Origin of the sequence: Aeromonas sp. S5(2024), assembly GCF_041403025.1 — a bacterium.
Classification (GTDB): domain Bacteria; phylum Pseudomonadota; class Gammaproteobacteria; order Enterobacterales; family Aeromonadaceae; genus Aeromonas; species Aeromonas hydrophila.
Window position 1 is genome coordinate 1 of sequence record NZ_JBGLRI010000016.1, and the last position, 13660, is coordinate 13660.

General features: G+C 62.3%; 10 protein-coding genes. 6 read left to right on the forward strand and 4 right to left on the reverse strand.

Annotated elements, in window-relative coordinates; genetic code table 11:
- Positions 1 to 219: 219 nt before the first annotated feature.
- Genes hemG through pepQ form a run of 4 tightly spaced genes read right to left on the reverse strand, consistent with a single transcriptional unit; the run spans position 220 to position 4185 of the window.
- Complete coding sequence (hemG, locus tag ACB032_RS21265) at positions 220 to 744, reverse strand: menaquinone-dependent protoporphyrinogen IX dehydrogenase (protein ID WP_371138708.1); 525 nt, start codon at positions 742 to 744, stop codon at positions 220 to 222.
- Positions 745 to 751: 7 nt separating this feature from the next.
- A complete protein-coding gene (locus tag ACB032_RS21270; protein ID WP_011704169.1) occupies positions 752 to 2209 on the reverse strand; it encodes a TrkH family potassium uptake protein in 1458 nt (485 codons plus the stop codon).
- 36 nt (positions 2210 to 2245) lie between these two features.
- Entirely contained in the window at positions 2246 to 2863 is a 618-nt protein-coding gene (locus tag ACB032_RS21275) for a YigZ family protein (protein WP_043168037.1), read from the reverse strand.
- On the reverse strand, positions 2863 to 4185 hold the full coding sequence (gene pepQ, locus ACB032_RS21280; RefSeq protein WP_371138709.1) for a Xaa-Pro dipeptidase: 1323 nt from the start codon (positions 4183 to 4185) through the stop codon (positions 2863 to 2865). The genes ACB032_RS21275 and pepQ overlap by 1 nt, the downstream gene beginning before the upstream one ends.
- 190 nt (positions 4186 to 4375) lie before the next feature.
- Between pepQ and ACB032_RS21285 the strand changes: the two genes are divergently transcribed.
- The 6 genes from ACB032_RS21285 (at position 4376) to ACB032_RS21310 (ending at position 13635) form a co-directional block, all read left to right on the forward strand.
- A complete protein-coding gene (locus tag ACB032_RS21285; protein ID WP_371138710.1) occupies positions 4376 to 6313 on the forward strand; it encodes an acetoacetate--CoA ligase in 1938 nt (645 codons plus the stop codon).
- A 202-nt stretch (positions 6314 to 6515) separates the two neighbouring features.
- A complete protein-coding gene (fadB, locus tag ACB032_RS21290; protein WP_371138711.1) occupies positions 6516 to 8663 on the forward strand; it encodes a fatty acid oxidation complex subunit alpha FadB in 2148 nt (715 codons plus the stop codon).
- Positions 8664 to 8684: 21 nt separating this feature from the next.
- Complete coding sequence (gene fadA, locus ACB032_RS21295) at positions 8685 to 9848, forward strand: acetyl-CoA C-acyltransferase FadA (RefSeq protein ID WP_016348993.1); 1164 nt, start codon at positions 8685 to 8687, stop codon at positions 9846 to 9848.
- A 324-nt stretch (positions 9849 to 10172) separates the two neighbouring features.
- On the forward strand, positions 10173 to 10895 hold the full coding sequence (locus ACB032_RS21300; RefSeq protein WP_016348992.1) for a response regulator: 723 nt from the start codon (positions 10173 to 10175) through the stop codon (positions 10893 to 10895).
- Positions 10896 to 10946: 51 nt separating this feature from the next.
- Positions 10947 to 12392 carry an ATP-binding protein gene (locus ACB032_RS21305; protein WP_016348991.1) on the forward strand — a complete coding sequence of 482 codons (1446 nt, stop codon included), beginning with the start codon at positions 10947 to 10949 and terminating at the stop codon, positions 12390 to 12392.
- Between the two features lie 4 nt (positions 12393 to 12396).
- The gene (locus ACB032_RS21310) at positions 12397 to 13635 is read left to right on the forward strand and encodes an ABC transporter substrate-binding protein (protein WP_041218421.1); all 1239 of its coding nucleotides are present in this window, start codon (positions 12397 to 12399) and stop codon (positions 13633 to 13635) included.
- The last annotated feature ends 25 nt before the right edge of the window (positions 13636 to 13660 follow it).

Genomic DNA, 13660 nt, shown 5'->3' on the forward strand with positions numbered 1-13660 from the left:
TTTCGCTTTTCTTTCGGCGCCCACTTCGCAAGGAAGCTGGCTCATCAGGTTGGCGTGTTCCGCCGTGCTGGTAGGGGCGCATTATAGGGAGCCGCGCCGCGATGACAAGGGGAATTTTGCAAAAATTGGCATTTTTTGGCTTTCAGCAGTTCAAACGCCTATTTATCCAACAAAAAACCCCGCAACCGCGGCGCTCAGGCCATTCAGGACGATGGATTGCTATCTATTTGACCAGAAATCCCGGGCAAAGCCGCGCACTTTTTCCCAATCGGTAAACTCGAGGTCCTTGCTGGTATCCGTGCTGCCACCGGTGATCTTCATGATCAGCTGGATGATGCGGGTCTGCCACCAGTTGTAGCGGGAGTACTGCAGCGCACCGGCAAACACTCCCAGGGTTTTCGGCTTCCAGGGAGAGAGGCGCAGAAACTTCTTCATATAGGCGTTGGTTTGCGGAGTCTGCTTTTCCGGCTTGCGGGCCGTCAGGTTGACGCAGAAGAAGGCGGCGTTGGCCACTTCCAGCTGTTCGTGATGAGCGTGGATAAAGCTGAACAGACTGGGGTGGAAGTTGCCATAACGAACGGAGGCACCGATCAGCACCTTCTTGAACTTGCTGAGATTGCACTTCGGCAGGGTATGCAGATCCTGCATCACCACCTCACACCCCTCGGTCTCTGCCAGCATGGCATCGACGATCTTTCGTGTTTGCCCGTCACGGGAAGAATAAAGCACCAGAATCTTGTCCATACCAACCTCAACTACGCCAGAATGCAGGGGTAAACAGTACCAGAAGAGTGAAGATTTCCAATCGGCCAAACAGCATGGCGACGACCAGTATCCATTGTGCCGTTGCCGAGATCTTGCCGAAGTTGGCCGACACCTCGCCCAGCCCCGGCCCCACGTTGGTGAACGCAGCCGCCACGGCGGAGAAAGCGGTCACCTCGTTCAAGCCGGTCATCAGCAGCAACAACATAAAAATGAAGAACAGGATGATGTAGGTGGCGAAGTAGCCCCATACAGCTTCCACGATCCGCTCAGGCACGGCACGACGACCCAGCTTGAGGGTATAAATGGCGCGCGGGTGCACCAGCCGCTTCAGCTCGCGCATCCCCTGCAGGAACAGGATCATGAAGCGCATCACCTTGATGCCGCCCCCGGTACTGCCGGCACAACAGCCGATGAAGGCCGAGAACATCAGCAGCATGGGTAGAAAGGAGGGCCACTCCGCATAGCTGGTCGTGCTGTAGCCGGTGGTCGTGCCCAGCGACACCGCCTGAAACAGACCGTGGTTGAGCGCCTCCTGCCAGGTGGCGTAATGGCCGTGAAACAAGAGGGAAACGAAGCAGATCAGCACCAGCACGCACTGGATACTCAGAAACACCTTCAGCTCGGAGTCGCGCAGATAGTTGCTCAGCCGCACCGGCTTGTGGGCGAACACCATGAAGTGCAGGGCAAAGTTGACACTCGCCAGCAGCAGAAACACCACAGTAATCAGGTTGATGGCCGGGCTGTTGAAAAAGCCGATGCTGGCGTCGTGGGTCGAGAAGCCGCCCACCGACAGGGTGGAGAAGGAGTGGCAGATGGCATCGAACAGGGTCATGCCCGCCATCCAGTACGCCAGGGCACAGAGGGAGGTGAGCAGCAGATAGATGAACCAGAGCGCCTTGGCCGTCTCGGCGATGCGCGGGGTGACCTTGTTGTCCTTGACCGGCCCCGGAATTTCGGCGCGATAGAGCTGCATGCCCCCGATGCCGAGCAGTGGCAGTATGGCCACCGCCAGCACTATGATCCCCATCCCCCCCAGCCACTGCAGCAGCTGGCGATAGAACAGAAACGCCTTGGGCAGGTTGTCCAGCCCGGTGAGCACGGTCGCCCCCGTGGTGGTCAGGCCGGAAAACGACTCGAAGAAGGCCTCCGACACCGTCATGCCGGGTACCTCTCCCAGCAGGAATGGCAAGGCCCCCACGCTGCCCAGCACCACCCAGAACAGCACGACGATGAGGAAGCCTTCCTTGGATCTGAGATCTTTCTTCTGATGGCGGTTGGGAAACCAGAGCGCGGCGCCGAGCAGCAGGGCGATGAAGAAGGAGTTGACGAACTCGGCACCACCGCCATCACGATAGCCAAAGGCGACCAGCGCGGGCAGCAACATGGTCGAACTGAACAGCGCGACCAGCAGGCCCACGATACGAATGATGCTCAGAATCTGCATTCCGGCTCCCTCTTCAGACTAAAAGAGCGATGGATTCTAGCCATCTAAGGGACGAAGGGATACCCGACCCTGGGTTCGGTCGGTCAATTCCTGTGCAATTCTGCTCCAAACAGCGGCTTCCCACGCCACCTGCAGGGTGACGCTGGCGCCGTAGTCGGCCGCCAGCAACTGACCCTGATGCGCCTGGATCAGCGCTTCCACCGCTCCCATGTCGGTATAGTCGCACTGGATGAGGGAGGCCGTCTGCTGGCGCTTGATACGGGTTTCGAGCTGCTTGAGGGCGGCGCCCACGCCACCGCCATAGGCCTTGACCAGGCCGCCGGTGCCCAGCAGTACCCCACCGTAATAGCGCACCACCACGGCAGCGATCTCCCCGAGACCGGCCCCCATCAGCTGGGCCAGCATGGGCTTGCCGGCGGTGCCCGAAGGCTCGCCGTCATCACTGAAACCGTACACCTGACTGTCCTGCGGGGCACCGGCGACAAAGGCCCAGCAGTGATGCCGGGCCCCGGGATGTTGCTGTTTTATCTCGCCGACCCAGGCTTTGGCAGCCTCTACGGTCGGCGTGTGGGCAATATAAGTGATGAAGCGGCTCTTCTTGATCTCCTCACTCACCTCCAGCGGTGCAGCCGGTATGGAATAGTCTGCCGCCATCAGAGCCCTGCTTGTCTGGTCAGGTTTTCCACCCCGTTGGCGTGCAGCACCACGTTGTCTTCGATGCGGATGCCGCCATAGGGGCGCAGCGCCTCGACCTTGTTCCAGTTGACCCGTTTGCCCTGTTCACCGAGGCGCAGCGGCTCCAGCAGGCTGTCGATGAAGTAGAGCCCCGGCTCGATGGTGAACACCTGGCCCACTTCCATCACCCGGGTGCAGCGCAGGTAGGGGAACTGTTCGGGGGCCGACAGGTGGGTACCGCGCTCATCCTGCATGAAGCCGCCGGCATCGTGTACCTGCAGGCCGAGGAAGTGGCCGAGACCGTGGGGGAAGAAGACGTTGGTCACCCCGGTATGGATCATCTCGTCCACCGACATGTCCACCAGCTCGGTGGCTTGCAGCAGGCGCGCCAGTCGGTGGTGCATCTGCAGATGCAGCTCGCTGTAACGGCGACCCGGCTTGATCTCCTCGATGATCTCCTGCTGCTGGGCATCCAGCGCCGCAATCAGATCGGCAAATTCACCGCGGCGCCAGGCCCAGGTCCGGGTGATGTCGGAGGCATAGCCGTGCACATCCACACCGGCGTCGATGAGGAAGGAGTGCCGCTCCGCATCGGGCACCCGCTGGGTGGAGAGGTGGGTGTAGTGCAGGATGGCCGCATTGCGGTTGATGGCAACGATATTGCCGTAGGGCGCCTCATTGGCCCCCTGCCCGACCGCCTTCATGTAGGCCAGGTTGATCTCGAACTCGCTCGCCCCCGCCATGAAGGAGTCCTTGGCCGCAATGTGGCCGCGTACCCCGATGCGGTTGGCATCGCGCAGGCATTCCAGCTCATAGGCCGTCTTGTAGGCGCGATGATAATGCAGATAGTTGAGCACCGCCTCCGGATTGGGCTGGCCCAGCCCCAGCAGCTCGGCCACCTCCAGGTGGCCGCCCAGATAGGCCCACTCCTGCTTGTTGGCCGGCAGGTGATCGGCAACCTGCTCCGGGCGGGTCAGGAAGCGTATATCGAAGAAGTCGACCCAGAAGGCGTTAGGCAGCTCCGCCACCTTGTGCCAGAAATCCACCGGCCGGTAGAACAGCAGCACCGGCTTGTTCACACCGTCCACCAGCAACCAGCAGTGGGGATTGTCCAGCACCGGCAACCAGGCCTTGAACTGGGGGTTCACCTTGAAGGGGTAATCCTGATCATCGAGGAAGATGCGGTGGGTCTGGCCGGAGTGGATGGCCAGACCGCTCAGTCCCTGCTGTTGCAGTATGTCGCGGGTGCGCTGCTGCAAGGTGTCGAGGTGCTGGGCAAAAAGTTGGCTGTAGCTGCTCATGGCGTCCTGCTCCGGGAGAAATGTGGTTTCAGCATAACATCAAGCGAATCAAGGCTCGAACCGTCAAGCAATCGCTTCGTGAGGTAACGCATACGTTACAAGGCTTTTGTTATGAAACAAAAACCAACCATTAACAAATAAAAAACAATTCAATACACTGCCGGTAGATACATGCAGTCAGGGACTACTCATGCACAACCTTTGCCTGTGGCAACCGGATCAGGAGCGGATTCAGCAATCCAACCTCCAGCACTTCATGGCCGAGGTCAACCGCTTCCACGGCCTGCAGCTGCACAGCTACGCCCAGCTCTACCAGTGGTCGGTGGAGAAGACAACCCGTTTCTGGCCGCTGGTGTGGCAGCACTGCGGCGTCAAAGGCGAGCTCGGCAACATAGTGGCGGAGAACCGCCAGGAGATGCAGCGCACCCGCTGGTTCCCCGACAGCCGGCTCAACTTCGCCGAAAACCTGTTGCGCCGCCAGGATGACACGCCGGCCATCATCTCCCGCATCGAAGGTAGCCCCAGCCAGACCTTGAGCTGGTGCGAGCTGGCGGATCAGGTCGCCAGGCTGGCCCAGTGGCTGCGTGGCCAGGGAATCAGCCGGGGCGATGTGGTGGCGGCCTACCTGCCCAATATCCCGGAAACCGTGGTGGCCATGCTGGCGACCACCAGCCTGGGGGCGATCTGGACCTCCACCAGCCCCGATTTCGGCGAAGCCAGCGTGGTGGAGCGCTTCGGCCAGACCCGGCCGCGGGTGCTGTTTGCGGTGGATGGCTACCGCTACAACGGCAAGGCCATCGACATTCAGGACAAAGTGGCGGGGGTCGTCAGCCAGATCGACAGCATACAGCAGACAGTCATCATCCCCCTGCTGGGCCATCCCCTGCAGCTGGGCCACGACTGGCGCCAGATCCTGGCCGGTCAGCCGGATGCCAGCCTGCAATTCGAGCCCATGGCCTTCAATGACCCGCTCTACATCCTCTATTCGTCCGGCACCACCGGCAAGCCCAAGTGCATCGTGCACGGCATCGGCGGCACCCTGCTGCAACATCTGAAAGAGCACCAGCTGCACTGCGACATCAAGCCGGGGGAGCGCATCTTCTACTTCACCACCTGCGGCTGGATGATGTGGAACTGGCTGGTGAGCGCGCTCGCCTCCGGCGCCACCCTGGTGCTCTACGACGGCTCCCCCTTCTACCCGGACGGCAACGTGTTGTGGGATCTCGCCCGCGACGAAGAGGTCGCCCTGTTCGGCACCTCGGCCAAATACCTGGATGCGCTGCACAAGCAGGGTTATGCCCCGATCAAGACCCACCAGCTGCCGCAGTTGCGGCTTATCTGCAGCACCGGTTCCGTGCTGTCGCCGGAGGGATTCGACTACGTCTATCAGCAGATCAAGCAGGATGTGCAGCTCAGCTCCATCTCAGGTGGCACCGACATCTGCTCCTGCTTCGTCATCGGCAACCCCATCAGCCCCGTCTACCGCGGTGAGAGCCAGGGACGCGGCCTCGGCCTCGCGGTACAGGTGTTCAACGAAACGGGCCAGCCGGTGCAGGGCGAAAAGGGCGAGCTGGTCTGTACCAAACCCTTCCCGGCCCAACCGATCGGCTTTTGGGGGGACGACAGCGGCGACAAGTACCACGCCGCCTATTTCGAACGGTTCGACAACATCTGGTGCCATGGCGACTGGATCGAGCTGACCCCGACCGGCGGCATCCTGTTCTACGGTCGCTCCGACGCCACCCTCAACCCGGGCGGCGTGCGCATCGGCACCAGCGAGATCTACCGCTATGTCGAGCAGCTGGAGGAAGTAGAAGAGAGCATCGTCATCGGCCAGCAGTGGCAACAGGACGAGCGGGTGGTGCTGTTCGTCAAGCTCAAGCCAGGCCTCATGCTGGACGAAGCGCTGCGTGAGCGCATCCGCCAGCAGGTACGCCTGCACTGCACCGCCCGTCACGTGCCGGCCCGCATCCTGCAGGTGGACGCCATTCCGCGCACCAAGTCCGGCAAGATAGTAGAGCTGGCGGTGCGGGAAGTGGTGCACAACCGGCCCGTCAACAACACCCACGCCCTCGCCGATCCCGAGGTGCTGAGCCAGTATCGCGACCGGCCCGAGCTGGCCAGCTGAGGCCACACAAGGTTAATAAAGGCGTCATCAGACGCCTTTATTTTGGTTGTTAATCTGAGGCGAGCTTTTACTCGAGATCTGTTAAACAAATGTTTTAAATAGGTGTTGAAATTGTCTTCTTTTGGATCAATAGTGAGCCTCGCCCCCTGCTGGGGATAAAGGAGCACCACCCCCCACCATGTGGGAACAAGGAGACACTCTCATGATCTACCAAGGCGAAACCCTGACGGTCAGCTACCTCGAAGACGGCATTGCCGAGCTGAGGTTCGATGCTCCGGGTTCAGTCAACAAGCTGGATCGCGCAACCCTGCTCTCCCTGAGCGAAGCGATCGCCGCATTACAACAAGAACGTGAACTAAAAGGTCTGATCCTCACCTCCGGCAAAGACGCCTTCATCGTCGGCGCCGACATTACCGAATTCCTGGAACTGTTCGATCTGCCGCAGGCTGATCTGCTCGGCTGGCTGAAAAAGGCCAACGACATCTTCAGCGCCATCGAAGATCTGCCGGTGCCCACCCTCTGTGCCATCAAGGGCCACGCCCTGGGCGGCGGCTGCGAGACCATTCTCTCCACCGATTTCCGTCTGGCAGACACCACAGCCAAAATCGGCCTGCCCGAGACCAAACTCGGCATCATGCCGGGCTTTGGCGGCACCGTCCGTCTGCCGCGGGTGATCGGCGCCGACAACGCGCTGGAGTGGATCACCACCGGCAAGGATTACCGTGCCGATGACGCCCTCAAGGTGGGTGCCATCGACGCCGTGGTCGCCCCCGACGCGCTGCAGAGCGCTGCGGTGCAGATGCTCAAGGACGCGATCAAAGGCAAGCTGGACTGGCAGGGCCGCCGCGCCGCCAAGAAGGCCCCGCTGCGCCTCTCCAAACTGGAAGCAATGATGAGCTTCACCACCGCCGCCGGCATGGTTGCCGCCGTGGCGGGCAAACATTACCCGGCGCCGATGACGGCGGTGAAAACCGTCGAAGCGGCTGCCGGCATGGGTCGTGACGAGGCGCTGGCCGTCGAGGCGCAAGGCTTCATCAAGCTGGCCAAGACCGATGTCGCCAAGGCGCTGGTCGGTATCTTCCTCAACGATCAGCACATCAAGGCGCTGGCCAAGAAGGCTGCCAAGCAGGCAGCTAAGGCCACTGGCCACGCCGCCGTACTGGGTGCCGGCATCATGGGGGGCGGCATCGCCTACCAATCCGCTAGCAAGGGTATCCCGGCGGTGATGAAGGACATCAACGAGAAGGCGCTGGCACTTGGCATGGGTGAAGCCACCAAGCTGCTCAACGGCCAGCTCGAAAAGGGCCGCATCGACGGTATCAAGATGGGCCAGGTGCTCTCCGCCATCACCCCGACTCTCAGCTATGACAACATCAAGCATGTGGACGTAGTAGTCGAAGCCGTGGTCGAGAATCCCAAGGTGAAAGCCGCCGTACTGGGCGAAGTAGAAGGGATCATTGGCGAAGACGCCGTGCTCGCCAGCAACACCTCCACCATTCCCATCTCTCTGCTGGCCAAGGGGCTGAAGCGCCCGCAGAACTTCTGCGGCATGCACTTCTTCAACCCGGTGCACCGCATGCCGCTGGTGGAGATCATCCGCGGCGAGCAGACCTCCGATGAAACCATCAACCGCGTGGTGGCCTACGCCGCCGCCATGGGCAAGTCCCCGGTGGTGGTCAACGACTGCCCAGGCTTCTTCGTCAACCGGGTGCTGTTCCCCTACTTCTTCGGCTTCAACAAGCTGGTCGCCGATGGCGCCGACTTCGCTGCCGTCGACAAGGTGATGGAGAAAGAGTTTGGCTGGCCCATGGGCCCTGCCTACCTGCTGGACGTGGTCGGCATCGACACCGGCCACCATGCCGGTGACGTGATGGCGCAGGGCTTCCCGGCACGTATGAGCAAGGAAGGCCGTACCGCCATCGACGTGATGTACGAAGTGAACCGCTTCGGTCAAAAGAACGGCAAGGGCTTCTACGCCTACGAGCAGGACAAGAAGGGCAAGCCGAAGAAGGTGGCCGACGCCGCCAGTTACGAGCTGCTGGCCCCCATCGCCAAGCCGAAACAGGATTTCGACAAGGACGCCATCATCGCCCGCATGATGATCCCGATGATCAACGAGGTGGTGCTCTGTCTGGAAGAGGGCATAGTCGCCACGCCAGCCGAAGCCGACATCGCGCTGGTCTACGGCCTGGGCTTCCCTCCCTTCCGCGGCGGCGTGTTCCGCTATCTGGACACTATCGGTCTGGATCGCTACGTGGCCATGGCCGACCAGTATGCCGACTTGGGCCCGCTCTACCGCGTCAGCGACAAGCTGCGCGAGATGGCCGCCCAGGGCAAAACCTTCTACTGATTGCGGAAAGGAGATCCATTCATGAAAGACGTAGTCATTGTCGACTGTATCCGGACCCCGATGGGCCGGTCCAAGGGCGGCGCCTTCCGCAACGTGCGTGCAGAAGACTTGTCCGCGCACCTGATGAAATCCATCCTGCTGCGCAACCCCAACCTCGACCCGAACGAGATCGAGGATATCTACTGGGGCTGCGTGCAGCAGACCCTGGAGCAGGGCTTCAACATCGCCCGCAACGCCGCCCTGCTGGCCGGCATTCCCAAGCAGGTGGGGGCGGTCACCGTCAACCGCCTGTGCGGCTCCAGCATGCAGGCGCTGCACGATGCCTCCCGCGCCATTCAGGTAGGTGATGGGGATATCTTCATCATCGGTGGCGTCGAGCACATGGGTCACGTGCCGATGAGCCACGGAGTAGACTTCCACCCCGGCATGGCCAAGTCGGTGGCGAAAGCCTCCGGCATGATGGGGCTGACCGCCGAGATGCTCGGCAAGCTGCACGGCATCAGTCGTCAACAGCAGGACGAGTTTGCCGCCCGCTCCCACCGCCGCGCTCACGCCGCCACCGTGGAAGGGCGCTTCGCCAAGGAGATCGTCGGGCTGGAAGGCCATGACGCCAGCGGCGCCCGCTTCTTCTACGACTACGACGAGGTGATCCGCCCCGAGACCACGGTGGAAACCCTGAGCCAGCTGCGCCCGGTGTTCGACCCGGTCAACGGTACCGTCACCGCCGGCACCTCGTCGGCGCTGTCCGATGGCGCCGCCGCCATGCTAGTGATGAGTGCGGACCGCGCCAAGGCGCTCGGCCTCACCCCGCGTGCCCGGGTACGCGCCATGGCCGTCGCTGGCTGCGATGCCGCCATCATGGGTTACGGCCCGGTGCCGGCCACCCAGAAGGCGCTCAAGCGGGCCGGCCTGACCATCGGCGACATCGACCTGTTCGAGCTGAACGAGGCGTTTGCCGCCCAGTCCCTGCCCTGCGTGAAGGATCTGGGTCTGCAAGACGTGGTGGATGAGAAGGTGAACCTGAACGGCGGCGCCATCGCCCTGGGTCACCCGCTCGGCTGCTCCGGCGCCCGCATCTCCACCACCCTACTCAACCTGATGGAAGAGAAGGACGCCACCCTGGGGGTTGCCACCATGTGCATCGGCCTGGGTCAGGGCATCGCCACCGTGTTCGAACGAGTGTAAGTATCCCCCTGGCCGGTTCGCCGGTCGGGGCTGGATTGACAGAGAGGAGCCCGCTCCTGCTTCCCGGCGAAGCGGGCTCCTGTCACCGGTTTTGGGGTCGGTCTGCCCGGCCCGTCATCGAGTCTGTGGAGTGCGCCACACGGGGTGCACTTCTGCCGTCGGAATCTGCGTATTGGCCGGCCCGTTTGGGTCGGCCTTTTTTATTTGCACGGCAGGATATGGGAGGATATTGCCCATAACCTCACATTAGATGGGGGGCTTGCTTGCTTTTTGCGCCCCTGACAGGTTCAATCTGCACAAAAAAATGGGTGGATGCACATACATATGTCAACGAGCAAACAACTGCTGATCGTCGACGACGACCAAGAGATCCGCGAGCTGCTCAACGAATACCTGACCAGGGCCGGCTTCGAGGTATTGACCGCAGCGGAGGGCAACGAGATGCGCAAGCAGCTCGCCCAGCACAACCCGGACCTCATCATTCTCGATATCATGATGCCGGGTGACGACGGCTTTACCCTCTGCCAGCAGATCCGTCGCGACTCCCAGGTGCCCATCATCATGCTGACCGCCGCCTCCGACGAAGCGGACCGGGTGATCGGCCTCGAGCTCGGTGCCGATGACTACATCGCCAAGCCGTTCAGCCCGCGCGAGCTGCAGGCCCGCATCAAGGCGCTGCTGCGCCGCGCCGAATTCCGCCAGCCGGAGAAAGAGAAAGAGCCGAGCCGCCGGCTGCGCTTCGCCGAGTGGACCCTGGATACCCTGAGCCACCAGCTGACCCACGAGGATGGCAGCCTGCTGGATCTCTCCGGCAGCGATGCCCTGCTGCTCGGCATGTTCCTGCAACAGCCCGGCGTGGTGCTGGATCGGGATACCATCTCGGACGCCACCCGCGGTCGCGAAAGCCTGCCGATGGAGCGCGGCATCGACGTGCAGATCAGCCGCTTGCGCCAGAAGCTGGGTGACAACGGCAAGAGCCCGCGCATCATCAAGACCATTCGCGGCAGCGGCTACATGCTGATCGCCGAGGTGCACGAGATCCCATGAGAGCCAGCAAGGTAGCGACGGCATGCTGATCGACACAAGGCGAGAGATCCCATGAATACCAGATGGTTCTGGCGGGCGCTGGTGCCCCGTTCCCTGCTGTCGCGGATGCTGCTGCTGTTGCTGCTGGCGATCCTGCTCTCCCAGACCATCCTCACCGGCATCTGGATGCAGCAGATCCAGAAGCGGGAACTGGAAGGCATGCTCAGTACCACCCGAAACCTGGCGCTGTCGGCCGCCTCCACCGTCAACTTCTTCAAATCTCTGCCGTTGCAGTACCGCCACATCGCGCTGGACCAGTTGCGCAACATGGGCGGCAGCCGCTTTTTCGTGTCGCTGAACGAGGAAGAGATCCACATCAGCGCCATCCCCGACAGCGAACGCAAGACGCTGGTGCTCAAAGAGGTGCAGGGGGTGCTGACCCGCAAACTCTCCGACGCCATGGCGATCAAGGTGGATTTCTCGCGGCCCGAAGAGCTGCACGTCTTCAACAACGACACCCTGCTGGCGGATCTGCCCTCCTCCTGGGCCCGCTACACCCTGTCGCTGGAGCCGATCAATCCACCTGTGCTGGTGACCCAGATCGAGATAGAACCGGGCGAGTGGCTCTATCTGGCGGCCCTGCTGCCGGCCCCCTACATGACGCTCGACGACACCGTCATGCCGAGCAACCAGGTGCGCTTCATCGCCCTGATGACGGTGTTCCTCTGCTTCTTCACCTTCCTGCTGGTGCGCTGGCAGACCCGGCCGCTGCGCCGGCTGGCCAAGGCGGCGGTCAACCTCGGCAAGGACATCGACCAGCCCTCCCTAAAAGAGGAGGGGGCCTCCGAGATCGTGGCGGCCACCCGCGCCTTCAACATCATGCAGCACCGCATCCGCCGCTATATCGACGATAGAGAGCGGTTGTTCAGCTCGATTTCCCACGACCTCAAGACCCCCATCACCCGGCTACGGCTGCGGGTCGAACTGCTCGACGACGAGCAGCAGATCGCCAAGTTCAACAAGGACCTGGACGAGCTGGAGCTGATGGTGAAGGGGGCGCTGCAGACGGTGAAAGACACCGACATCCACGAGAACATCGAGCAGCTCGACATCGACGCCATGCTGGAGCAGATGGCGGAAGCCATGAACCTGCACGACGAGCGGCTGACCATCGAAGGCCACTGCAAGCAGCCCTACCGCGGCAAGCCGCTGGCCCTCAAGCGCTGCATCGGCAACCTGGTGGACAACGGCATCAAGTACGGCCAACGGGTGCGCATCATCATCATGGACGATGAGGAGATGCTGATCCTGTTCATCATGGACGAGGGGCCTGGCCTGCCGGAGGATCAGTTCGAACGCATCTTCGAGCCCTACTACCGGCTCAGCACGGATCTGGCCGGCACCGGTCTGGGTCTGGGCATTGCCCGCAACATAGCCCACGCCCACGGCGGCGATCTGGTGCTGGAAAATCGTCCGCAGGGCGGCCTGCAGGCCACCCTCTCCCTACCAAGGCAGTAACCTTATGAAGTGGTTGTCTTTTTCTGTCATCGCCCTGCTCTCCCTGCCTGTAAGCGCCTCCCAGGTGGAAGTACTGCACTGGTGGACCTCCGGCGGCGAGGCCAGGGCGGTGGAAGTGCTCAAGTCCGAGTGGACCGAGCAGGGCAACCAGTGGAACGACTTCGCGGTGCAGGGGGGCGGCGGCAAGAGCGCCATGACGGTGCTGAAAAGTCGGGCACTGGCGGCCAATCCGCCGGAGGCGGCCCACCTCAAGGGGTTCGAGTTGCGGGAGTGGGCCGGGCTCGGCTTCCTGCGCGATCTCACCCCCATGGCCGAACACCTCGGCTGGTATCCCCAGCTGCCGCCCATGGTGCGGGAGACCCTCAGCCAGAACGGTGCCCTGATGGCGGTGCCGACCGGCATCCACCGGGTCAACTGGCTGTGGCTCAACCGCAAGATCTTCGAGCGCAACAAGCTGACGCCGCCCACCAGCTGGGCCCAGTTCGTGACCGTGGCCGATCGGCTCAAACAGCAAGGGATCACCCCGCTCGCCATCGGCAACGAGCCCTGGCAGCTGGCGGTGCTGTTCGAAACGGTGGCACTCGGTGAAGGGGGCAAGGCGTTCTACCGCAAAGCCTTCGTGGAGCAGGACAGCGCCACCCTGACCGGCCCCGACATGGTGCGGGTGCTGACCCGCTTTCAGCAGCTGCGCGGCTATGTGCCGGAGAAATACGCCGGCCTGAAGTGGCACCAGGCCACCAACCTGCTGGAGAGCGGCGGCGCCGCCATGCAGATCATGGGGGACTGGGTGAAGGGCGAGCTGAGCGCCGGCAACTACCGGCCCGGCGAGGATATCGAGTGCCTGCCGAGCCCCGGCAGTGCCAACCTGTTCAGCTACAACCTCGACTCCATCGCCATGTTCAAGCAGCGGGATCCCGCCCAGCTGCAGGCCCAGGGCGAGCTGGCCCAGCTGCTGATGACGCCGCGCTTCCAGCAAGAGTTCAACCGGGTGAAAGGTTCGATACCGGCGCTGACCAAGCCGGACATGAGCAAGTTCGACCGCTGCGCCATCCGCTCCTATCAGGATTTTCTGCTGGCGGAGCGGGAGGGCAACCTGCTGCCCAGCATGGCGGAGGGGATGGCGACGCCGACCAACATGCGCCAGGCGATCATGGATGTGCTGAGCAACTTCTTCAACGACCCCAGAGCCAACCCGCAGCAGACAGCGCTGCATCTGGAGCGGGCCATGCGCTCGACCCGCTGACGCTTTTCGCTGCGGCCAGAAACGA

Excerpts from the sequence above, each read along its gene's own strand:
- ACB032_RS21275 (WP_043168037.1), bottom strand. The coding sequence starts at position 2,863 with ATGGCGGCAGACTATTCCATACCGGCTGCACCGCTGGAGGTGAGTGAG.
- ACB032_RS21270 (WP_011704169.1), bottom strand. The coding sequence starts at position 2,209 with ATGCAGATTCTGAGCATCATTCGTATCGTGGGCCTGCTGGTCGCGCTG.
- ACB032_RS21305 (WP_016348991.1), top strand. The coding sequence starts at position 10,947 with ATGAATACCAGATGGTTCTGGCGGGCGCTGGTGCCCCGTTCCCTGCTG.
- fadB (WP_371138711.1), top strand. The coding sequence starts at position 6,516 with ATGATCTACCAAGGCGAAACCCTGACGGTCAGCTACCTCGAAGACGGC.
- ACB032_RS21310 (WP_041218421.1), top strand. The coding sequence starts at position 12,397 with ATGAAGTGGTTGTCTTTTTCTGTCATCGCCCTGCTCTCCCTGCCTGTA.
- hemG (WP_371138708.1), bottom strand. The coding sequence starts at position 744 with ATGGACAAGATTCTGGTGCTTTATTCTTCCCGTGACGGGCAAACACGA.
- ACB032_RS21300 (WP_016348992.1), top strand. The coding sequence starts at position 10,173 with ATGTCAACGAGCAAACAACTGCTGATCGTCGACGACGACCAAGAGATC.
- ACB032_RS21285 (WP_371138710.1), top strand. The coding sequence starts at position 4,376 with ATGCACAACCTTTGCCTGTGGCAACCGGATCAGGAGCGGATTCAGCAA.
- pepQ (WP_371138709.1), bottom strand. The coding sequence starts at position 4,185 with ATGAGCAGCTACAGCCAACTTTTTGCCCAGCACCTCGACACCTTGCAG.
- fadA (WP_016348993.1), top strand. The coding sequence starts at position 8,685 with ATGAAAGACGTAGTCATTGTCGACTGTATCCGGACCCCGATGGGCCGG.